The 20,861-nt window shown below is 73.3% G+C and carries 19 protein-coding genes; 7 read left to right on the top strand and 12 right to left on the bottom strand.

The window, feature by feature from the left end; all coding sequences use genetic code 11:
• Positions 1 to 17: 17 nt before the first annotated feature.
• Entirely contained in the window at positions 18 to 638 is a 621-nt protein-coding gene (locus tag CLV28_RS11070) for a nucleoside deaminase (RefSeq protein ID WP_373314230.1), read from the bottom strand.
• A 107-nt stretch (positions 639 to 745) separates the two neighbouring features.
• Here CLV28_RS11070 and upp point away from each other — a divergent pair, with 107 nt between their 5' ends.
• The 3 genes from upp to CLV28_RS11085 all read left to right on the top strand — a co-directional run bounded on the left by upp (position 746) and on the right by CLV28_RS11085 (position 3,139).
• Positions 746 to 1,381 (top strand): uracil phosphoribosyltransferase, encoded by a 636-nt coding sequence (gene upp, locus CLV28_RS11075; protein ID WP_100423370.1) that lies wholly within the window; start codon positions 746 to 748, stop codon positions 1,379 to 1,381.
• A 284-nt stretch (positions 1,382 to 1,665) separates the two neighbouring features.
• Positions 1,666 to 2,382, top strand: a complete 717-nt coding sequence (locus CLV28_RS11080) for a winged helix-turn-helix domain-containing protein (protein WP_157802614.1) — start codon at positions 1,666 to 1,668, stop codon at positions 2,380 to 2,382.
• A gap of 61 nt (positions 2,383 to 2,443) precedes the next feature.
• Entirely contained in the window at positions 2,444 to 3,139 is a 696-nt protein-coding gene (locus tag CLV28_RS11085; RefSeq protein WP_100423372.1) for an NAD(P)H-binding protein, read from the top strand.
• A gap of 46 nt (positions 3,140 to 3,185) precedes the next feature.
• On the opposite strand, the gene CLV28_RS11090 is transcribed toward CLV28_RS11085, so the two are convergent.
• Entirely contained in the window at positions 3,186 to 7,859 is a 4,674-nt protein-coding gene (locus tag CLV28_RS11090; protein WP_100423373.1) for a sigma-70 family RNA polymerase sigma factor, read from the bottom strand.
• 268 nt (positions 7,860 to 8,127) lie between these two features.
• On the opposite strand from CLV28_RS11090, the gene CLV28_RS11095 reads away from it, so the two are divergent.
• On the top strand, positions 8,128 to 8,892 hold the full coding sequence (locus CLV28_RS11095; protein WP_100423374.1) for a hypothetical protein: 765 nt from the start codon (positions 8,128 to 8,130) through the stop codon (positions 8,890 to 8,892).
• A gap of 80 nt (positions 8,893 to 8,972) precedes the next feature.
• Here the strand turns inward: CLV28_RS11095 and CLV28_RS11100 are convergent, their stop codons facing one another.
• The 6 genes from CLV28_RS11100 to CLV28_RS16335 form a co-directional block, all read right to left on the bottom strand.
• On the bottom strand, positions 8,973 to 9,281 hold the full coding sequence (locus CLV28_RS11100) for a DUF1540 domain-containing protein (protein WP_100423375.1): 309 nt from the start codon (positions 9,279 to 9,281) through the stop codon (positions 8,973 to 8,975).
• 135 nt (positions 9,282 to 9,416) lie between these two features.
• Positions 9,417 to 9,833 carry a heat shock protein transcriptional repressor HspR gene (locus CLV28_RS11105; RefSeq protein WP_280522696.1) on the bottom strand — a complete coding sequence of 139 codons (417 nt, stop codon included), beginning with the start codon at positions 9,831 to 9,833 and terminating at the stop codon, positions 9,417 to 9,419.
• 42 nt (positions 9,834 to 9,875) lie between these two features.
• Positions 9,876 to 10,871, bottom strand: coding sequence for a DnaJ C-terminal domain-containing protein (locus CLV28_RS11110; protein ID WP_100423377.1), 996 nt, complete (start codon positions 10,869 to 10,871; stop codon positions 9,876 to 9,878).
• A gap of 122 nt (positions 10,872 to 10,993) precedes the next feature.
• Complete coding sequence (gene grpE / locus CLV28_RS11115; protein WP_100423378.1) at positions 10,994 to 11,647, bottom strand: nucleotide exchange factor GrpE; 654 nt, start codon at positions 11,645 to 11,647, stop codon at positions 10,994 to 10,996.
• Positions 11,644 to 13,497 (bottom strand): molecular chaperone DnaK, encoded by a 1,854-nt coding sequence (gene dnaK, locus CLV28_RS11120; protein WP_100423379.1) that lies wholly within the window; start codon positions 13,495 to 13,497, stop codon positions 11,644 to 11,646. Before dnaK ends, grpE begins: the two co-directional genes overlap by 4 nt.
• A 322-nt stretch (positions 13,498 to 13,819) precedes the next feature.
• Positions 13,820 to 14,737 carry a cold-shock protein gene (locus CLV28_RS16335; RefSeq protein ID WP_100423380.1) on the bottom strand — a complete coding sequence of 306 codons (918 nt, stop codon included), beginning with the start codon at positions 14,735 to 14,737 and terminating at the stop codon, positions 13,820 to 13,822.
• Positions 14,738 to 14,970: 233 nt separating this feature from the next.
• Here CLV28_RS16335 and CLV28_RS11130 point away from each other — a divergent pair, with 233 nt between their 5' ends.
• Positions 14,971 to 15,390 (top strand): (R)-mandelonitrile lyase, encoded by a 420-nt coding sequence (locus tag CLV28_RS11130; protein ID WP_100423381.1) that lies wholly within the window; start codon positions 14,971 to 14,973, stop codon positions 15,388 to 15,390.
• Positions 15,391 to 15,586: 196 nt separating this feature from the next.
• Entirely contained in the window at positions 15,587 to 15,949 is a 363-nt protein-coding gene (locus CLV28_RS11135; protein ID WP_100423382.1) for a VOC family protein, read from the top strand.
• On the opposite strand, the gene CLV28_RS11140 is transcribed toward CLV28_RS11135, so the two are convergent.
• Positions 15,925 to 16,554 (bottom strand): TetR/AcrR family transcriptional regulator, encoded by a 630-nt coding sequence (locus CLV28_RS11140; RefSeq protein ID WP_157802615.1) that lies wholly within the window; start codon positions 16,552 to 16,554, stop codon positions 15,925 to 15,927. The two genes, CLV28_RS11135 and CLV28_RS11140, sit on opposite strands and share 25 nt — an antisense overlap.
• Positions 16,555 to 16,675: 121 nt before the next feature.
• On the opposite strand from CLV28_RS11140, the gene CLV28_RS11145 reads away from it, so the two are divergent.
• Positions 16,676 to 17,536 carry a 3-hydroxyacyl-CoA dehydrogenase family protein gene (locus CLV28_RS11145; RefSeq protein WP_100423383.1) on the top strand — a complete coding sequence of 287 codons (861 nt, stop codon included), beginning with the start codon at positions 16,676 to 16,678 and terminating at the stop codon, positions 17,534 to 17,536.
• Between the two features lie 28 nt (positions 17,537 to 17,564).
• Here the strand turns inward: CLV28_RS11145 and CLV28_RS11150 are convergent, their stop codons facing one another.
• The 3 genes from CLV28_RS11150 to CLV28_RS11160 all read right to left on the bottom strand — a co-directional run bounded on the left by CLV28_RS11150 (position 17,565) and on the right by CLV28_RS11160 (position 20,849).
• Positions 17,565 to 18,644 carry a Fic family protein gene (locus CLV28_RS11150; protein ID WP_211281470.1) on the bottom strand — a complete coding sequence of 360 codons (1,080 nt, stop codon included), beginning with the start codon at positions 18,642 to 18,644 and terminating at the stop codon, positions 17,565 to 17,567.
• Positions 18,645 to 18,899: 255 nt separating this feature from the next.
• Positions 18,900 to 19,922 (bottom strand): zinc-binding dehydrogenase, encoded by a 1,023-nt coding sequence (locus tag CLV28_RS11155; RefSeq protein WP_203968034.1) that lies wholly within the window; start codon positions 19,920 to 19,922, stop codon positions 18,900 to 18,902.
• Positions 19,923 to 19,967: 45 nt separating this feature from the next.
• The gene (locus CLV28_RS11160; RefSeq protein ID WP_100423483.1) at positions 19,968 to 20,849 is read right to left on the bottom strand and encodes an aldo/keto reductase; all 882 of its coding nucleotides are present in this window, start codon (positions 20,847 to 20,849) and stop codon (positions 19,968 to 19,970) included.
• Positions 20,850 to 20,861: the final 12 nt, after the last annotated feature.

Consider the following 20,861-nt stretch of genomic DNA (forward strand, 5'->3'; position numbering starts at 1 on the left):
GCTCGCGTCGGGCTCGTTCACTCGCGCGTCCCGTCGCGGTGCGTCGCGAAGTAGTCGCGCAGCATCGCGCCGCACTCGTCTTCGCGCACCCCGCCCACGACCTCGACGCGGTGCGTGCTGCGACGGTCGCGGACGACGTCCCACACCGAGCCCGTCGCCCCCGCCTTCGGGTCCCACGCCCCCAGCACGACGCGCGCGACACGCGCGAGCATGATCGCCCCCGCGCACATGACGCACGGCTCGAGCGTCACCACGAGCGTGCAGCCCTCGAGCCGCCAGCTGCCGAGCGTCGCGGCGGCCTGCCGGATCGCGAGCACCTCGGCGTGCGCGGTCGGGTCGCCGCCCTCCTCGCGCCGGTTGCGCCCGACGCCCAGCAGCGTCCCCTGCGGCGAGACGACGAGCGCGCCGACCGGCACGTCGTCCGACGCGAGCGCGTGGCTCGCCTCGTGCAGCGCCATGCCCATGAGCGCGCCGTACACCTGGGTGCGCGCGCCGAGCCCGACGGGCGGGAACGTGCCGTCGGCCCAGGGCAGGGCGAGGCCGGGCCCGGTCGGGGTCCCGTGGTCGGGCTGCCGGTGGTCGGGGCGCACAGGGTCAGGGCGCACAGGGTCGGCGTCGGACGCCGGAGGCTGGGTCACCCCCTCAGGTTCCCAGACGCTCCCCCGGCCCGCCGCGTCGGGGACGTCACGTCCGGCTGACCGTCCCCTGACGGTCGCGCCGCGCCTCGGGCGGGTACCGTGATGGCATGCGCGTCCACGTCGTCGACCACCCCCTCGTCGCCCACAAGCTCACCGTCCTGCGAGACCGTCGGACACCGTCCCCGACGTTCCGCCTCCTCGTGGACGAGCTCGTGACGCTGCTGGCGTACGAGGCCACGCGCGACGTGCGCACCGAGCCGCGGGCGATCGAGACGCCCGTGGCCCCCACGGTGGGTGTGCGCATCGCGGAGCCGCGGCCCCTCGTGGTGCCGATCCTGCGGGCCGGGCTCGGGATGCTCGACGGACTGACGCGCCTGCTGCCCACCGCCGAGGTCGGGTTCCTGGGGATGCAGCGCGACGAGGAGACCCTCGAGGCGGTCACCTACGCGAACCGTCTGCCCGACGACCTGACGGGCCGGCACGTGTTCCTCGTCGACCCGATGCTCGCGACGGGCGGCACGCTGGTCGCGGCGATCGAGTACCTGTTCGAGCGCGGCGCCAGGCACGTGACCGCGGTGTGCCTGCTCGCGGCGCCCGAGGGCGTCGAGGTGCTGCGGGCGGCCGTCGGCGAGCGCGTCGACTGCGAGCTCGTGGTCGCGGCGATCGACGAGCGCCTCGACGAGAACGCGTACATCGTGCCGGGTCTCGGGGACGCGGGCGACCGCCTCTACGGGATCGTCTGACCGACGCCCGGAGCGCCGGGTCCCGCCCCGCGAGACGCCGGGGACGTCACATCGTCCCGATCCGTGAGATGTCGCACGACCAACTCTTGGCACCGAGCGTCGCGGGGTGCCATGCTCGTCCCGTGATCACGCTGTCGAGCCCCCGCGCTGCCGTTCCCGGCACGCAGCTCGGCATGCCCGTGTGCATGTGTTGTCAGGCCTGAAGCCCCAGCCCTGACAGCCCCAGCCGACCGCACGTCGGCGCCGCAGAGCCCCGCTCGCGGTCGATGCACCCGGAGACCCGCATGACCACGCTCACCACCCGCCGTCCGCGCACCACGGCCCGCAGCTCCACGACTCACACCAGCACGACTCACACCAGCACGGCCCACAGCACGACGGCTCACCCCACCGCGGCCCACACCGCCGCGGCCCGCGCGACGAACCTCCCCGCTGCCGCGGACCGCGCGACCGCCCCGCCCGCTCACTCGTCCCCGCGCTCCGGGTTCCTGCTCTACGTCGGCAGCCCCGACACCCCCGAGGGCGCGACCGCGACCGAGCTCGCGGGCCTCGCCGAGACGCTCCGCGACCTCGCCCGCGACGAGCTCCCCGGGGCCGAGACCTATACGTCGCTCGCGTTCGCCGATGCCCCCGCGCACGAGGCCGGCACGGCCGAGAGCATCGACGCGTTCCGCGCCCGCCTCGCCGCCCTGACCCCCGTGCCGCGCGTCGAGATCGACACCACCGCCCGCACCGTGCGGGTCGACGGCGCCGAGCGCACCCTCACCGCGCGCGAGCTCCGGCTGCTCACCCACCTCGCCGAGCACTCCCGCCGCGTCGTCACGCGTGCCGAGCTCCTCGCCGTCGTCTGGGGCGGCGAGACGCTCCAGGCGGGCACCCGCACGCTCGACGTGCACGTGCGCCGGCTGCGCGAGAAGCTCGGGCTCTCGACGATCCGCACCGTCCGCGGCGTCGGCTACGGCCTCGACCCGCACACCGAGGTCGTGCTCCAGGCCGCGTGACGCCCGCCACGCGGGCGACGCCCGGCGCGCGGGGAACCCTGCCCGCGGCTACCTTCTGTGCATGCGCGTCGTCATCGCTGGAGCCCACGGACAGATCGGTCGCCGCCTCGCGCGCGCCCTCAACGAGCGCGGGGACTCGATCGTGGGGCTCGTGCGCTCCGCCTCCCAGATCGTGGACATCACCGACCTCGGCGCCGAGGTCGCCCTCATGGACCTCGAGCAGGACGACGCCCCGACCCTCGCGTCGATCCTGACCGACGCCGACGCCGTGGTCTTCGCCGCGGGCGCCGGCCCGGGCAGCGGCGCCGCGCGCAAGGACACCGTGGACCGTGCGGGTGCGGTGCTGCTCGCCGACGCTGCCGAGATCGCCGGCGTGCGGCGCTACGTGCTGATCTCGTCGATGGGCGTCGAGAGCGTCCGCGGGGGCGCGCGACCGGCCGGCGTCGACGCGGTGTTCCTCGCCTACCTGCAGGCCAAGGCCGCCGCCGAGTCCGACCTGCTCGCCCGCGACACGCTCGACCTCACGATCCTGCGCCCCGGGCGCCTGACCGACGACGACGCGACCGGCACCGTCACGATGGGCACCGACCTGGGCCGTGGCGACGTCAGCCGCGACGACGTCGCGCTCGTGGTCGCCGAGGTGCTGCACGAGCCGCGCACCGCCGGCGTCACGGTCGACGTGCTCGCCGGGACCACCCGCGTCGACGACGCCGTCTACCGCTCGATCCCGGCCGCGGTGCGTGACGCCGACCACTGAGGGCGGCGCACCGGCCGCGGGCGAGGACGGCCCTGCGACCGCGGCCTCAGTGCCGGAGCCACCACGGCGTGCGCGACGAGTCCGTCCCGCGGTCGCCACCACCCGACCGTGACGAGTGCGTCGACGTCGGCGCCGGGCTCGACCACCGCGAGGACGACTCCGTCGACGTACCCGTCGTCCCCGTGGGCGACGGGGACGACGTCTGACCGCGCTTCGTCGTGGCCGGGGAGGACGTCGCACGGTCCCTCGGCCCCTGCGCGTCGCCCGCCCGCGAGGACGAGTCCTGCGTCGAGGGCGCCTTCGACGACGACTCCTTTGACGAGGACTTCTCCGACGAGGACTCCTCCGAGGACGAACCCTCACCCGTGACCGACGTCGCGCTCGACGACGGCTCGTCCGCGGCACCGCCGTTCGCGGCGTCGTCAGCGGAACCGTCGTTCGCCGCACCGTCACCCGTAGAACCGTCGGGCCCGGGGGCCTGCGTGGTGTCTGCCGCAGGCGTCTCCTTGGTCGGCGTGTCGGCGAGCAGGCTCCGCACGCCGTCCGTCGGGGTCATCGGCGGGGTCGCCGCCGCGCCCGTGCTGCACTTCTCGTACGCGCGCCACGCGATCCAGCTCCAGGCGCCGAGCGTGCGGTCGACGGCGACGAAGTTCCACCCCACGAGCGAGGCCGTGTCGCCCGCCTCGTAGGTGCTCCAGTAGCGCCACCCGGGGGCGCAGGCCGGCGTGCGGCCGTCGACGGCGACCGTCGTCGACCAGCTGCCGGCGCGGACGTCGTAGGACGCCTTCGTCGTGGTGACGACGTCGGCCGTGACCGCGCTCGTCGCGCCCGCCGCGACCTCGACCGTGCCGGCGTCGCGTGCGACCCCCGGGCCGGTCACGGTGAAGGTCACCGGGACGTTCGAGCGGGAGTTGTCGAGCGCGACCGTCACGGTCCGCACGCTCGCGCCCCACGGCTTCGCGGCGTCGGCGTCGTAGCGGTCGGCGCCCTGCGCGATCGTGGCGCGGGGGTCGACGCGCGTGCAGTCGAGCGCGTCCGCGATGGTCTGCGTCCCCGTGACGAGCGACGTCGACGGGTCGCTGCGCAGCCACTGCCGCAGCTCGACCGCCTGGCCCGCGGGCAGGCTCCGTAGCGACGTCTCGAGCCGCAGCTCGGACGTCGCGCCCGGGTCGAGCGGGATCGCCTCGGTCTCGAGGTGGGTGGTGCCGTCGCCGGCAGGCACGTCCGCGAGCATCTGCACGCCGATCGCGGCCGACGAGGTGTTCTCGACGCGGCCGACGATCGCCACGAACCCGTCGTCGGTGCACACCGCGGCAGGGACGTCCTGCGGCGCCGTCCACGGCCCGCAGTCGATCGCGTCGTACGCGCCGGGCAGCAGGTTCGAGTACCCGCGACCGGTCTCGGCGACCCACTGGTACTGGCGCACCTGGGCGACCCCGGCGGTCACGCTCGCGCGACCCGTCGCGATCACGTAGCTCGCGCTCTCCCCCGGTGCGACCCGCGCCGCCGTCAGCGACTCGAGGTACCCGCCGAGCGTCGACGTCAGGCGCGTGTCCATGGCGCGGTCGCTGCGGTTGACGAACGTCCCGTGCAGCTGCACCTCGCCGGCCGAGCACACCGCGGTGACCGTCGTCTGCCCGGACCAGTCCGGGACGTACAGCGCGCCATAGGCGGGCCGCAGCGTGGTCGTGTAGCGGCCGGGCTCGCCACCTGCGCCGGCCGCGTCGTCCGCGGTCTGCGCGAGGTCGAGCACCGCGGCCCCCGCGGCCGTGGCCCGGGTCCCGAGGTCGACGACGGTCCGCGCGGTCCCGCCCGCGGCGACCTCGACCTCGACGGCCTTCGCCCCGCCGACCGTCAGCGTGCCGTGCGCGGGCTCGAGCCCCGCGGGACGGTCGTCCGTGAGCGTGACCTCGACCGCGACCGACCCGTCCTTCTCGATCGTCCGCGCCGTGGCCGTCACGTCGTCCCAGGCCGGGTCGTAGCAGTCGAGCGCGCCGAACGTGCCGGCGGGGACGTCGTCGGCGCGGGTGACCGTGCGCGTGCCGCCGCCCACCGGGTCGGTCACGGTCGCGGCGAGCCGCACGGCCGCGGAGCCGCCCGCGAGGCGCAGGCCGTCCGTGACCATCAGGGCGGTCTCGCCGCTCGCCGACCCACCGATCGGGAGGCTCACGGCACGGCCGCTGCCGTGGGGCCCGACGAGGGTCGCCGCGACGGGCTGGTCGGTGTCGTTGCGGTAGTCGAGGCTCAGGGTCGCCGTGCCGGGCGTGCCCGCGGTGCACTGCGCGACGAGCGTCCCGACGCCCGCGCTCACGCCCGACCACGGCGCCGCGACGGTGACGTCGGCGGTGCTCGTGACGTCGGACCGCGCGCCCGTCGCCGTCGTCGTGCCGCGGAGCGTGAGACGCCCGGCCGGGACGTCCTCGGGCGTCGTCGTCATGAGGGCGAAAGCCCCCTCGGCGCGCTCCCCCGCCGCGAGAGCCGTCGCGGCCACGCAGGTCGCGGTCGTGCCCGACTGCTCGCACGCGAAGGCGCCCTCGGCGCTCGTGACCTGCGCCCCCGCGGGGACGTCGAACGTCGTGGTCACCGCGGAGACCTCGGTGTCGCCCGTGTTCGTGACGTCGAGCGTGAAGCGCGCCGCCCCCGGGTTGGCGAGGGTCGCGCTCGGGGCGCCGACCGCGACGGCGAGCTCGCCGCCGTAGTTCGGCACGTCGACCCACGGCACCCACACGAACGGCGGACGCTCGGCGCCCTTGCGCCACGCCGTCGCACCGAACTGGTACCGGCCGCCCGACTGGGCGCGCACCGTGACCTTGGCGTCCTTGCGCTCGCCCGGAGCCAGGTCGCCGATGTCGCACGAGACGATCCGGGCGCCCGCCGCGGCGAGGGCCGCGTCGCTCGGGGTGCGCGGGTCGGAGCACGCGAGCGCCGCGGCGTCGAGCACCTGCGGGACCGCGAACACGCCGACCGAGGTGCTCGTCGCGTCGACGCCCTTGGGCAGCACGACGTCGATGGTCACGCCCTCGGCGACCGCCGTGCCCTCGTTCTCGGCGCCGACCTGCACGGGGGTGTCCACGCGGGCGACGAGCTGGACCGTGTCGGGCGTGTCCACGACGACGTTCGGCGCGAGGACGGGCGGGGCGGTCGTCGGCACGACGACGGGCGTCCCGCCGGTGCCACCGTCGGTCCCGCCACCGGTGCCCGTTCCCGTGCCGGTCCCGGGGGTCGAGCCCGTCCCGTCGACGGGCGCGACGGGCGCCGCCGGCACGACGGGGGCCGCCGCGTCGGGAGCGCTCGCGTCCGCGATCGGCAGCTCGACCGGTGCCGGGATGGTCGTGGGTGACGTCGGGTCGGTCGACGGCGCGGCCGTCGCGCCGGGGGCCGTCGTCGGTACCTCGGCGACCGCGGACGGCGTCACCGCCGGGTCCCCGCCCGGCGTCGTCCGCGTCGGGGCGGGCTCGGTGACGGCGGGAGGCTCGTCCTTGCCCACGAGCGTGACCACGCCCACGACCCCGGCGCCCACGACAGCGACGGCACCGACCGCGAGGGCGACCGCTGCCGCCGGTGCTGCGGCGACGAACGCCGCGAGCCCCGTCGCGGCGGCACCCGTGCCGAGCGCGCCCGCACCGGTGAGCGCCGCAACCCCGCCGGCCGCCGCGCCCGTGCCTGCCGCGCCGGCTCCTACGCCCGCCGTGGCGGCGGTCCCGGTCACGGCCGTTCCCGACGCAGCAGTGCCCGACGCCGCAGTGCCCGACGCCGCAGTGCCCGTCCCCGCGGTACCGGCTCCCGCGGTACCTGCTCCCGCAGTGCCAGTCGCCGTCGTGCCCGACCCGGCAGCGCCTGAGCCGGTAGCGCCGGACCCTGCAGCGCTCGACGCGGCTGCCGCGCCGGCCGCCGCGATCGTCCCGCCCACGGGCAGCGCGGTGCCCGCGAGACCCAGGGCGCCGACGCCGAGCACGAGCGGCGCGATCACGCCGCGCATGCCGTGCGAGACGTCCCCGAGCTCGAGCACGATCCCGCGGCACTCGTCGCACGTCTCGAGGTGCGCGTCGACCTTGGCGGTCTCGCGCTTGGCCAGGCCGCCGCGCACGTACGAGCCGAGCAGCCCGTTGGTGAGCTCGCAGTCGGCGGCGGGCGGCGAGCCGAGGTGCTGCTGGAGGTACGCCTGGCGCAGGCCTTCGCGCGCGCGGTAGGCGAGCGCCGCGACGCCGTTCGCGGACAGGCCCAGCATCGGCGCGATCTGTGCCGGGGTCATGCTCTCGACCTCGGAGTACCAGAGCACCGACCGCCAGCGCTCGGGCAGGCTCTCGAACGCGCGCGCGACGGTCGAGCGCTCGAACCCCTCGAGCGTCGGGTCCTCGGTCGAGGCCATGGGGCCGAACGCGGACTCGAACGTCGCGACGTCGTCGGTCGGCCGGGAGCGCTGCGCTCCCTTGGCCGCGTCGTACGACAGGCGGCGGACGACGGTGAAGAGGTAGGCGCGGAACGCGACGTCAGGGCCGCCGCCGCCCTGGAGCACGACGAGCACGCGCGCGAACGCGTCCGAGACGACGTCGTCCGCATCGGCCGGTCGCGGCACGTACTGGCGCGCGACGGCGAGCGCCGCCCCTGCGTGCCGTGCGTAGAGCTCCCCGAAGGCGACCGTGCTGCCCGCGCGGACCGCGGTGATCAGCTCGGCGTCGCTCTCGGTCGAGTCCAGCGCTCCGGTGTCGACCTGCTCCATGTGCCCGCCCTGAGATCACTGCCGTCGTCGTCGGACCCCACCCGTGCGGGTTCCGTATGAGGTACGCCACAAGCGCGCAACCCGTCAGGGCATACTATCGACGAGGCGTCGAACGAATCACGCAATTCACCCGACAAATGTCACGAGATCGCAACGACCGTCGTGCACCGCGGGATCCTGGGACACTTCTCCCACACCCGTTCGAGACTTCACCCGTTCTCCGCGGTCGAACCGCGTCATTCTCAAGGACCTTGCGCGTCTCATCATCATGGACCTGACCTTCGGCCGCCGTGCGGCGGACGCCGAGAGCGTGCGCGAGCAGTGGCGCGCCCGCTCGTCGGACACGGTGTGGCTCCGCCCCTCGGACTGGTACCACCCGGCCGTCGACGCCCTCACCGAGGCGGTGCTCGACGGACGCCCGACGGTGCCCGCAGCCGAGCGGCTCGGCGAGGCGCGCGCCCTCGCGGGCGTGGGCATCGGGGAGACCATCGACGACGCGACGTGCCTGTTCCGCTGCCTCGACGCGTCGGTGGACACGAGCACGTTGCGCGCGCTGAGCACCGGGTGGGTCACCGGGACCGAGCAGGCTCCCGCGGCCACGACCGTACGCGACCCGGCCTCGGGCCTCGCGACGACGCAGTACCTGCAGGCCCGGCTCGGGGAGACCTACGAGCGGGCACGCGCCCGGGGTGGGCCGCACGCGACGCAGACGCACTGCCTCGTGGTCGTCGACGTCGCCGTCTCGCAGGTGCGACCGTGGCAGAGCGCGGCCCGCGAGGCCGGTGTCGGCAGGGCGCTCCTGCACGCCGCGGCGGGCCGACCCGCGGCGGCGTTCGGTGGCGGTCGCTACGTGCTCCTGTGCACGCGCGCCGACGCGACCGCGCTGACCGAGCAGGTGCGCCGCGACATCGAGGCCACCGCGCACGCGCTCGGCCTCACCGCGGTGCTGCGACGCCCCCCACGGGTCTGGGTCGAGCCCCTGCCCTCGACCCACCGCGGCGCGGAGCTGCTGCTCGACCAGCTCGCGCGCTGAGCCGCGGGCGGACGCCCGCACGACGAAGCCCGCCGACCCTCGCAGGGTGGCGGGCTTCGTGGCAGGCTACGTCGCGGGTGTCAGGCGACCGCGAAGGTCAGGCAGTCGGCGTGGTCGGCGGACTGCTGTCCCGGCCCGACGCGGATCGACGAGGCGGCGCACTCGAGGTTGTCGTTGTGCACGCACTCGCCGCGCTGGCAAGCGCCGACGTGGGCGACGACCTTGTCGAGGCCGCCCTTGGTGCTCAGCGGGATGAACGTCGCGCACGAGGCGTCGCCGCTCGTGCCCGCGATCGTGACGGCGCCGGCGTGGCAGCCGTGGTCGTGGTTGTAGCCGCAGCCGTCGATCGAACACTCCGAGACCACGGGCAGATCTGTCATCGCGCTCATGCGTTCCTCCTGGGTTCGGTCGGGTCAACCCGTCCACCGTAATCCCGGAAACGCATTCATGTATAGCAAGGGAAGCCTTGCCGAAATGCATTGATGCAAATGCTATTTACGCAATACCCGCGTTGCGGAAAAGGCTCAGCGCGGGTCGTACGGGGGCCGCCACAGGACCAGCGACCCGCCCGCGGACTCACGTCGCACGCGCCGTCCGCGGGGGACGACGACGACGTCGCCGCTGACCCCCGCGGTGAAGACCCGGGTCCCCGTCTCGGCGCGCGCCGAGAGCGCCTCGAGGCGCGAGGCCAGGCGCTCGACCTGCGACTCGAGCTCGAGGATCCGCTTGATCCCGGCGAGGTTGATGCCCTCGTCCTGGCTGAGCTGCTGGACCTGCAGCAGGCGCCCGACGTCGCGGCGCGAGTACCGCCGGCCCCGGCCGATCGCGCGTCGCGGCGAGACCAGCCCGAGGCGGTCGTACTGCCGCAGCGTCTGCGGGTGCATGCCCGCGAGCTCCGCCGCCTCGGAGATCGCGAGCACGGGTGCGTCGTCGTCGACGATCACGATCTGCTCCCTCCGCCGGATCATCTGGTCCCCCGCAGGTTACTGCGCGGCGCGCGCCGCGAGATCGGCGCGCGGGTCGTCGTCGGCCGTCGCGGCGGCGAACGCCTCGACCGCGTCCTTCGCCTCGCCCGAGAGCTTGCGCGGGACGGCGACCTGCACGACGACCTTGAGGTTGCCGATGGCCTTGGGCGTCACGACGCCGCGGCCCTTGACGCGCAGCACGCTGCCCGACGACGTGCCCGCGGGCACCTTGACCTTGACGGTCGCGCCGTCGAACGTCGGGACCTCGACGGTCGCGCCGAGCGCGGCCTCCGCGAACGTGACCGGCAGGGTCATGCGCAGGTCGAGGCCCTCCATCGTGAAGACGGGGTGCGCGCCGACGTGCACCGTCACGGTGAGGTCGCCCGCGGGGGCGCCGCCCGTGCCGGGGCGGCCCTTGCCGGCGAGGCGGATCTTCTGCCCCTCCTTGACGCCCGCAGGGATGCGCGCGCGGACCTTGCGGCCCTGCACGTCGAACTCCATGGTCGAGCCCTCGACGGCCTGCCGGAACGTGATCGTGGTCGACGCGTTGACGTCCTGCCCGCGCTGGGCGGGGTTGGGCCGGAACCCGGTCTGCCCGCCGGCACCGGCGCCGAACATCTGGCCGAGGATGTCCTCGAACCCGCCCGTGCCCTGCGCGCCGGGGCCCGTCTGCGTGTAGCGCTGACGCGCGCCGCCCTGGCCGAACATCGACCCGAAGAGGTCCTCGAAGCCGCCGCTGCCGCCGCCCGGACCGCCGGCGGCGAACCGTGCGCCGCCGCCGCCCATGGCACGGATCGCGTCGTACTGCTTGCGCTGCTCCGCGTCCGAGAGCACCGCGTACGCCTCGCCGATCGACTTGAACTTGTTCTCGGCCGCGGTGTCGCCCGGGTTGTGGTCGGGGTGGTACTGCCGGGCGAGCTTGCGGTACGCCTTCTTGATGGCGGCGTCGTCGGCATCCTTCGCGACGCCGAGCGCCGCGTAGAAGTCCTTCTCGAGCCAGTCCTGACCGGTCACGGCGTCTCCTTCCTCGTGCTCGTCGGTGATGCTGCTCGTAATGCTGCTGCTCGTGATGCCGTGCGCCGACGGCCCGCGCCGGCCCGGGGGTCCCGGGCCGGCGCGGACCGCCGTGGTGCGGACTACTCCGGGCCGACGACCGAGACGCGCGCCGCGCGCACGACCTTCTCGCCGATCCGGTAGCCCGGCTCGATCACGATGTTGACGGTCGTCGAGGTCGCCTCGGCGTCCGTCGAGTGCATGAGCGCCTCGTGCACGGTCGGGTCGAACTCCTCGCCGACCTCGCCGAACCGCACCACGTCGAACCGGGCGAGCGCCCCGTCGAGCTTCTCGCTGATCGCGACGAACGGACCCGTGAGCTCACCGTGCTGCCGTGCGCGCTCGATGTCGTCGAGCACGGGCAGCAGCGCCGCGAGGACGTCCTGCGTGCCCTGCGTGCGGGCCGCGGCGTTGTCGCGGACCGCACGGTTGCGGTAGTTGGTGAAGCTCGCCCGCTCGCGCTGCAGCGCGTCGAGGTGCTCCGCGGCCTCGGCCTTGGCGGCCAGCACCGCGGCGTCCTCGGACGCCTCGCCCTCGGGCTCGAAGTCGAGCGCCTCGAGCGGGTCCACGCCGTCGTCCGGGGTGCCGGACGACGCGGCCGCGGCTGCGTCGTCCGACGCCGGGGCGTCCGGGGCCGGGGTGCCCCCCTCGCGGGGGGCTCCCGTCTCCGGGTCGACCTTGCGCTTGTCGGTGAAGTGGAACGGCTCGCCCTCGGGGCGCTCGTCCTCGGCCGTCACTTGGCGTCCTTCTCGTCGTCGACGATCTCGGCGTCCACGACGTCCTCGTCGTCCGTAGACGGCGCGTCACCCGCGGGGGCGTCGGCCGGGGCGGCCTGCTCCTGCGCGTAGAGCGCCTCGCCGATCTTCTGCGCCGAGGCCAGGAGCGTGCTGTGCGCGGTCTTGACGGCCTCCGCGTCGTCGCCCTCCAGCGCAGCCTTGACGGCCGCGATGTCGGTCTCGACCTCGGTGACGGTCTCGGCCGGCAGCTTCTCCTTGTTCTCGTTGACCAGCTTCTCGGTCGAGTACACGAACGACTCGGCCTGGTTGCGGGTCTCGGCCTCCTCGCGGCGCGCCTTGTCCTCGGCCGCGTGCTCCTCGGCCTCCTTGACCATGCGGTCGATGTCCTCCTTGGGCAGCGCCGAGCCGCCCGTGATGGTCATCGACTGCTCCTGGCCCGTGCCGCGGTCCTTCGCGGAGACGTGCACGATGCCGTTCGCGTCGATGTCGAACGTGACCTCGATCTGCGGCAGGCCGCGCGGCGCCGGCGCGATGCCGGTCAGCTCGAACGTGCCGAGCGGCTTGTTGTCGCGCGCGAACTCGCGCTCGCCCTGGAACACCTGGATGAGCACCGAGGGCTGGTTGTCCTCGGCCGTCGAGAAGACCTCGCTGCGCTTGGTCGGGATGGCCGTGTTGCGCTCGATGAGCTTGGTCATCACGCCGCCCTTGGTCTCGATGCCGAGCGACAGGGGCGTGACGTCGATGAGCAGCACGTCCTTGCGCTCACCCTTGATGACGCCGGCCTGGAGCGCGGCACCGACGGCCACGACCTCGTCCGGGTTGACGCCCTTGTTGGGCTCCTTGCCGCCCGTGAGCTCCTTGACGACCTCGGAGACGGCGGGCATGCGGGTCGAGCCGCCGACGAGCACGACGTGGTCGATGTCGCCGACCGAGATGCCCGCGTCGCGGATGACCGCGTGGAACGGCGCCTTGGTCCGGTCGATGAGGTCCTGCGTCATCTGCTGGAACTGCGCACGCGTGAGCTTCTCGTCCAGGTGGATCGGGCCGTTCTCGCTCATCGAGAGGTACTGCATCGAGATGTTGGTGCTGGTCGCGGACGACAGCTCCTTCTTGGCCTGCTCCGACGCCTCGCGCAGACGCTGCAGCGCGATCTTGTCCTTCGACAGGTCGACGCCCGAGTTGTTCTTCACCTGCTTGATGAGGTGCTCGACGATGCGGTTGTCCCAGTCGTCGCCGCCGAGGCGGTTGTCGCCCGACGTCGCGCGGACCTGGATCGTGGAGAAGTCGTCCTCGTCCTTGCCGACCTCGAGGAGCGAGACGTCGAACGTGCCGCCACCCAGGTCGAAGACGAGGATGAGCTCGTCCTCCTTGCCCTTCTCGAGGCCGTACGCGAGCGCGGCCGCGGTGGGCTCGTTGACGATGCGCAGCACGTTGAGGCCCGCGATCTGCCCGGCGTCCTTGGTGGCCTGGCGCTCGGCGTCGTTGAAGTACGCGGGGACCGTGACGACCGCGTCGGTCACGGGCTCGCCCAGGTACTCCTCGGCGTCGCGCTTGAGCTTGCCGAGCACACGCGCCGAGATCTCCTGCGCGCTGTAGTTCTTGTCGTCGATCTCGTGCGTCCAGTCCGTGCCCATGTGGCGCTTGACCGACGAGATGGTGCGGTCGACGTTCGTGACCGCCTGACGCTTGGCGACCTCACCGACGAGCACCTCGCCCGTCTTGGAGAACGCGACGACCGACGGGGTCGTGCGGGCGCCCTCGGCGTTCGCGATGACGGTGGGCTCGCCACCCTCGAGGACCGCGACGACCGAGTTGGTGGTGCCGAGGTCGATGCCGACTGCTCGTGCCATGTTCGTGCCTCCATTGCTTCGGGTGCAGGGCCCGTGGCCCGGGTGCGCGGTGGCGGACGCCGCGCGCTGGCCCCGGTCGGGCCGGTTGAGTCTGCTTCACTCAAGTTACGACCGCCGTCTGCTCGATGCAAGCCCGGAGGGTCTGAACTTGAGTCTATGTGGCTCAACTTCGCTCACGGCGGAGGTATTCCCGGGGCGAGGGGCGCTGGCCGCGAGAGACACGTTCCGGCCCGCACCCGGCGTGACACGCCGCGAGCGCCACGTTCCGGCCCCATCCTCGGAAGAAGTCGGGGCCAGAACGTGGCGCTCGCAGGATGAAGCCTCAGATGTGCTCGACGCGGTCGGCCTGGGGCCCGCGGTCGCTCTGGCGCACGGTGAAGCGCACGCGGTCGCCCTGCTCCAGGGTCTCGTCGCCCCGCACGACCGACACGTGCACGAACAGGTCCGCGCCGCCGGCGTCGGGCGTGATGAACCCGAACCCGCGGTCGGCGTCGTAGCGCGCGACGGTGCCCTCTCCCCCGCGCACCGGCCCGGACGCCCCGGGGCGACCCGGACGGCCACGGTCGGAGCCCGCGCGTCCGCCGCCCACGACCTGCACGTCGCGCGCCTGCGGACCCTTGGGGCCGTCGACCACGGAGTACGTCACGCGCGCACCCTCGGCGAGCTCGGTCAGCCCGCCGCCGAGCTCCTTGACGTGCACGAACACGTCCGCGCCGCCGCCGTCGGGCGCGATGAACCCGAAGCCCTTGGCGTCCTCGTACCAGGACACGGTGCCGTCCGCGCCGTCCGACGACGAGCGCGCGGCCTCGGCCCCGAGCGGGAGCAGGTGGTCGGCCTGGGGGCCGCGCTCGCCGTCGACGACGAGGAACGCGACCCGCTGCCCCTCGGAGACGACGCCGCCCCCGACGATGACCGAGCTGTGCACGAAGACCTCGTCGCGGCCGTCGTCGGGCGTCACGAAGCCGTACCCCTTGGTCGGCTCGTACCAGGTGACGGTGCCGAGCACGCCCAGGGGTGCGTCGGGGGCCCGGTCACCGGTCACGACGACGTGGCGGGCCTGCGGACCGCGGTCGCCGTCACGCACCTCGAACTCGACGGCCTGCCCCTCGCGGAGCTGCTTCGGGCCGTCGTCGCCGACGATCTCGGATGCGTGCACGAACAGGTCCTCGGCCTCGTCCCCGCGGTCGATGAAGCCGAACCCTCGGTCGGCGTCGAACCATCGGACTGTTCCCTGGGGCACGGCGAGCTCCTTGCGTCGAAAGACATTGCTGACTCCCAGTGTCCCCGACGTGAGCGCCTCGATCCTGCGAGCGTCACGTTCCGGCCCCCTCCTGAGCATCGGAACGGGCCAGAACGTGACCCTCGCGGAGGGCTTCCCGCGACGGGACGCCCGAGCGGGGCACCGGCAGGGCCTCCCACACGCCCAGACCCGGTCCTACCGTGGAACGAGACCCCACGTCGAAGGAGAGCCTCATGCAGTACGTCCAGAGCTCGACCGCCGAGAGCACCGCGACCGCCAAGGGCTCGCCCGAGTGGTTCACGGGCGACGTCTACGTCGACACCGCGGCGACGCCCGCGCCGCCGTCGCGCGTGCTAGCGAGCGTCGTGCACTTCATGCCGGGCGCTCGCACGGCGTGGCACCGGCACCCGCTCGGGCAGAACCTCTTCGTGACCGAGGGCGTCGGGCTCGTGCAGCGCCGCGGCGGCGAGGTCCAGGTGATCCGACCCGGCGACCGCGTGTTCATCGAGCCCGACGAGGAGCACTGGCACGGCGCCACGCCCGAGCGCCTCATGGTGCACGTCGCGATCAACGAGGTCGACGACGAGCACGAGGCCGCCGTCTGGGGCGAGCACGTGACCGACGCGGAGTACGGCGCACCGCGCGCGTCCTGACCGCTGCCGCACCGCCACGCGAGCGTCACGTTCCGGCCCTCTCCTGAGCGTCGGAACGGGCCAGAACGTGACGCTCGCGGAGGGACCGCCCGACCGCGCGACGTCCGACCCGACCACGTCGGGTGGTGCCGCCCGCCGGGGAGTCCTAGCCTCGGACGAGCGGGCGACCCGCGCCCGCGGACCCGGCGGAGGCGTCATGGCACACGGAGACATCACGCACATCGACATCCCGGTCAGCGACGCGAAGGCTGCGTCCGCGTTCTACGGCAGCCTGTTCGGCTGGCAGATCGCCGAGGTGCCGGGCTTCGAGGGCTACCCGATGTGGCAGGCCCCCAACAAGATCAGCGGCGGCGGACTCGCCCCGCGCAGCGACGGGTTCACGCAGCCCCGGAGCTACGTCGAGGTCGACTCGATCGACGAGACGCTCGCGAAGGCCCGCGAGCTCGGCGCGAAGGTGCTCATGGAGAAGGACGAGATCACCGCCACGAGCTGGTGGGCCGTGATCGCGGACGCCGACGGCAACGTGATCGGCCTCTACGAGGGCACCACCGACGTCTGAGGCTCGGTGAGCCCGAGCAGCACCCCCCGCACCGTGTCGGTGCGCAACGCCCGCGCGTCCTGCGCGAGCACGCCCTGGCTCACGGCGCCGACGTGCGCCGCGATCACGGCGCGCGCGAACGCCTCGGGGGCGACGCGCAGGCGTCGGCCGTCGCGCTCGACGAGGCCGACGAGCAGCGGCTGGAGCCGTTCGCGCAGCTGCTCGGCGTGCTCGCGCAGGGTCGCCGCGACGTCGGGACGGTGGGCGGCCTGCGCGACGAACGCCGCCCGCACGGCGAACCACTCGCGGTCGGCCGGCAGCGCGTCGAGGATCCGCGCGGTGTCCTCCTCGACCGAGCGGGCCGCGCCGGCCGTGTCGTCGACGAGCGCCGCGAGCCGCGCCTGCACGAGCTCGTTCTGCTGCTCGTAGAGCGCGAAGAACACGTCGTCGACGGCCGTGAAGCTCGAGTAGAACGCGCCGCGCGTGAACCCTGCCCGGTCGCAGACGGCGCCCACGGTCACGTTCGTCGAGCCGCTCTCGGCGAACAGCTCGGCCGCCGCGGCGACGAGGCGCGCACGGGTCTCGGTCTTCTTCCGCAGGGGTCGGTCCTGGGCGTCGTCCTGCACGGTGGTCTCCGTCCGACGGGTGCACGGCATATTGAATACGAAGTGTACTGAGTATATTGTGTATTGAAAGCAGCCGCGTGCCCCACCCCCGGCACGGGCTCCGCACGTCAAGGAGCACATCGTGACCACCTCGTTGCCCACCGACATCGCCAACCGACCCGTCGCCGTCGTCGGTGGCGGCACCCTCGGCCGCCGGATCGCCCTCATGTTCGCCACGCGCGGCGGCACCGTGCGCATCTTCGACCTGTCGGACGACGTCCGCGCAGCCGCGCTCGACTACGTGGCCCAGACCCTCCCCGGCCTCGTCGAGTCGCGTGACGACGCGACCGCGGGCACCGTCGTCGGCGTCGCGTCCCTCGCGGAGGCCGTCGAGAACGCCTGGCTCGTCGTCGAGGCCATCCCCGAGCGGCTCGAGCTCAAGCGCCCGCTGTTCGCCGAGCTCGACCAGGTCGCGCCGGCCGACGCGATCCTCGCGAGCAACTCGTCGTCGTACGCCTCGCGCCTGTTCGTCGACGGCCTCACGAACAAGGCACGCGCGCTCAACATGCACTTCTACATGCCGCCCGTGCAGAACGCGGTCGACCTCATGAGCGACGGCGAGACCGCCCCCGAGGTCATGGAGCTGCTCAAGCAGGAGCTGCCCGCCTACGGGGTGTTCCCGTTCGAGGCGCGCCGCGAGAGCACCGGGTTCATCTTCAACCGGTTCTGGGCCGCGATGAAGCGCGAGGCCCTGGCGATCATCGAGGAGGGCGTGTCGACCCCCGAGGAGTTCGACCAGATGTTCTCGATCAACCTGGGCGTGCCGTTCGGGGTCTTCCGCCTCATGGACCAGGTCGGCCTCGACGTCGTCCTCGACATCGAGAACCACTACGCCGACGAGAACCCGCACCTGCCCGAAGGCCCTCGGCGCCTGCTGCACGAGTACGTCGACGCCGGGAACCTCGGCGTGAAGTCCGGCTCGGGCTTCTACGACTACCGCTGAGCGTCCGCGGGCGCCCCGAGGGTGTGGCTCAGGGCTCCCGGAGCGGCGCGGCGACCCCGTACCCCGCCCGGCGCTTGCCTGCACGCTCCGCGAAGTCGTCGAGCGCGTCCAGGACCTGCAGCGCCGACCACATCACGCCGTTGCGATGGACCCGGGTCTCGACGACGACGCCCGCCTCGACGAGCGCGTCCATGTGTCGACGGACGTTGGAGGCGGTGATCCCCAGCTGGGCCGCCAACGTCTTCGCGTTCACGACCGGTTGCCGCGTGAGCAGGTCCGCGACGTCGTACGTGCGCGAGCCTCGCCGGACCTGGATCCGCTCGTCCCACTCGGCGCGGATCGTGCGAACGTCCTGCACCAGTCGGCGCCCGTTGTCGACAGCACGGGTGCTCGCGCGGACGAACTGGTCGACGAGGACCTCCGGGCGACCCTCTCTGTACGCGTCGAGCGCCCCGTAGTAGTTCTCGACGTCTGCCAGGAGGCCCGCCGACAGGGGCATGGTGACGTTCCGCGTCAGGCCAGAGCCGTGCATCATCGCGTGGACCAGCGCCCGTCCGGTGCGGCCGTTGCCGTCGGTGAAGGGGTGGATGGTCTCGAACTGGGCGTGCGCGATCGCGACGTGGGCGAGCGGCGCGACGTCGGTGCGGGCGATGAACGCGACCAGGTCGGCGATCGCACCGGGCACGCGCTCGTGGTGCGGGGGGACGAAGTCGGCCCCGGCCGGCGAGTGGTCCGCGCCCCCGATCCAGACCTGCTCGGTGCGCCAACGACCGGCCTGCTCAGGGTCGTCGGCGGCCATGAGCGCCTCGTGCATCGCCAGGATCGCGTCCTGGTCGGGCCGGCGCGACAGCGCGAGCGCCGCGCCCATCGCCCGGGTGTTGGCGACGATGCTCGGGGCGTTGGACCCGTACTTCGCGGCCCCGAGCTCCGCCATGGCGATCTGACGGGCAGAGGCGGTCAAACGCTCGATCTTGGACGACGCAGCGGACTCGCTGCGCAGGAGGACGGCCGCGAACGGCGCCAGCTCGCCGCCGAGCTCGGCGTCGAACCGTGCGATCTCGCGTGACGCCTCGCCAGCACGAGCGTCAAGACCTGGAGGCAGTTCCACCGGGAGGCTCGCGATCGAGGGGACGAGCGCAGCGACGTACGTGCGCGCAGGAGGGCGACCGCTCAGGCCCGTGCGGGTCGAGCGCCATTCGAGCGCTTCGCTCGAGAGCGCCGGCCATCGCATCTGATCACTCTCCACACTCAGAACTTATCACTTACCGCACAAGTGATAAGAAAGGCGTGTGCGGAGTTCTCAGATGCCGCGACCGCGGACACCGTCGTCGCCGTCACGTCCCACGCGGAGGCCCGCCGAGGATCACGGGCGCACCAGCACCTTGAGCGCCTCGCGCGAGTCCATGAGGCGGTAGCCCTCGGCGGTGTCGTCGAGCGAGACCTCCGCGTCGAACACCGCACCCGGGTCGATCGTGCCGTCGAGCACGAGCGGGATCGCGTCCTCGATGTACGCGCGCACGGGCGCGGGCCCGCCGTTGAGCGTGACGTTCTTGCCGAACAGCGAGCCGAAGCCCACCGGAGCCTGCTCGTACTGGGGCACGCCGACGCGCGAGATCACACCGCCCGCACGCACCACGCCGTACGCCTGCTCGTACGCGGGCATGTGCCCGACCGCCTCGAGCACGACGTGCGACCCCTCGCCGCCCGTGAGCTCGAGGACCTTCGCCACGCCCTCCTCGCCACGCTCCGCGACGACGTCCGTCGCACCCCAGCGGCGCCCCAGGTCGGTGCGCACGGTGTGCCGGCCCATGAGGATGATCCGCTCGGCACCCATCTGCCGCGCGGCCAGGACGGCCGAGAGCCCGACCGCGCCGTCACCGATCACGGTCACGACCTTGCCCGGCGCGACCTTCGCCATGAACGCCGCGTGGTACCCGGTGAGGTAGACGTCCGAGAGCGTGAGCAGCGACGGCAGGAGCGCGGGGTCGACGTCCGCCGGGACCGTGACGACCGTGCCGTCGGCCTGCGGCACGCGCAGCAGCTCGGCCTGCGCCCCCGCGATGAACCCGCCGTGCGGGCACGCGGTCTGGAACCCGTCGCGGCAGATCGCGCACGTGTTGTCCGAGTAGCCGAACGGCACGACCACGAGGTCGCCGACCGCGACGTCGTGCACGTCGGCACCGACCTGCTCGATCACGCCGACGGCCTCGTGGCCCATCGGCGTGCCACGCTCGCCGGCCTTCTTCGACCGGTACGGGTGCAGGTCGGAGCCGCACACGCACGCCACGGTCACGCGGACGATCGCGTCGGTCGGCGCCTGGATCGTGGGCTCGGCTACCTCTTCGACGCGGACGTCGCCCGCGCCGTACATCAGTGTTGCTCGCATGGGTGGTGATACCTCTCGCTGGGGGTGGATGGGCTGGTGGTGGGATCAGGCCTCGGGGATCTGTCGCCCGAACGACTCGAGCGTCACGTCCTCAGGCTCCGGCCCGCCGCGGCGGCCCGTGTCGAGCGCGTCGATCGCGGCGAGGTCGCCCTCGCCCAGCTCGAAGCCCGTCACGGCAAGGTTCTCGGCGATGCGGTGCGGCGTGACCGACTTCGGGATCGCGGAGCGCCCCTGCTGCAGGTGCCAGCGCAGCATGACCTGCGCGGGCGTCACGCCGTGCGCCTGCGCGACACCGACGATCGTCGGGTCCTGCAGCGTGCTCGTGTGACCGCTGTCGCGGTAGAACGTGATGCCGCCGATGGGCGACCACGCCTGCGTCGCGATCCCGTGCGCGGCGTCGGCCGCGAGCACCGCGGGCTGACGGAAGTACGGGTGCACCTCGACCTGGTTCACCGCCGGGACGACGTCCGTCGCGTCGAGCAGCCCGTCGAGGTGGTCCGGCATGAAGTTGCTGACGCCGATCGCGCGGACCTTGCCGTCCGCGAGCAGCGTCTCGAGCGCCCGGTAGGCGTCGACCGTCAGGTCGAACCGGCCCGGCAGCGCCTGGTGCAGGATCAGCAGGTCGATCTGGTCGACGCCGAGCTTGGCCGCGCTCTTGTCGAACGCGTGCAGCGTCGCGTCGTACCCGTAGTCGCTGATCCACACCTTCGTCTCGACGAAGAGGTCCGCCCGGTCGACGCCCGAGCGACGGATCGCCTCGCCGACCTCGCGCTCGTTGCCGTACGCGGCTGCGGTGTCGACGTGCCGGTAGCCCGCCGCGAGCGCTGCCTCGACGGCCGCGACCGTCTCCTCGGGCGCCGTCTGGAAGACGCCGTAGCCGAGGGCCGGCATCTCGACGCCGTTGTTCAGGGTGAGGGTGGGGATCATGGTCATGCCTCC

This window comes from Sediminihabitans luteus (genome assembly GCF_002797595.1).
In the GTDB taxonomy this organism is placed as follows: Bacteria; Actinomycetota; Actinomycetes; order Actinomycetales; family Cellulomonadaceae; genus Paraoerskovia; species Paraoerskovia lutea.

Excerpts from the sequence above, each read along its gene's own strand:
- CLV28_RS11100 (WP_100423375.1), bottom strand. The coding sequence starts at position 9,281 with ATGAGCGCGATGACAGATCTGCCCGTGGTCTCGGAGTGTTCGATCGAC.
- CLV28_RS11085 (WP_100423372.1), top strand. The coding sequence starts at position 2,444 with ATGCGCGTCGTCATCGCTGGAGCCCACGGACAGATCGGTCGCCGCCTC.
- upp (WP_100423370.1), top strand. The coding sequence starts at position 746 with ATGCGCGTCCACGTCGTCGACCACCCCCTCGTCGCCCACAAGCTCACC.
- CLV28_RS11090 (WP_100423373.1), bottom strand. The coding sequence starts at position 7,859 with ATGGAGCAGGTCGACACCGGAGCGCTGGACTCGACCGAGAGCGACGCC.
- dnaK (WP_100423379.1), bottom strand. The coding sequence starts at position 13,497 with ATGGCACGAGCAGTCGGCATCGACCTCGGCACCACCAACTCGGTCGTC.
- CLV28_RS11095 (WP_100423374.1), top strand. The coding sequence starts at position 8,128 with ATGGACCTGACCTTCGGCCGCCGTGCGGCGGACGCCGAGAGCGTGCGC.
- CLV28_RS11155 (WP_203968034.1), bottom strand. The coding sequence starts at position 19,922 with ATGCGAGCAACACTGATGTACGGCGCGGGCGACGTCCGCGTCGAAGAG.
- CLV28_RS11135 (WP_100423382.1), top strand. The coding sequence starts at position 15,587 with ATGGCACACGGAGACATCACGCACATCGACATCCCGGTCAGCGACGCG.
- CLV28_RS11080 (WP_157802614.1), top strand. The coding sequence starts at position 1,666 with ATGACCACGCTCACCACCCGCCGTCCGCGCACCACGGCCCGCAGCTCC.
- CLV28_RS11130 (WP_100423381.1), top strand. The coding sequence starts at position 14,971 with ATGCAGTACGTCCAGAGCTCGACCGCCGAGAGCACCGCGACCGCCAAG.
- CLV28_RS11160 (WP_100423483.1), bottom strand. The coding sequence starts at position 20,849 with ATGATCCCCACCCTCACCCTGAACAACGGCGTCGAGATGCCGGCCCTC.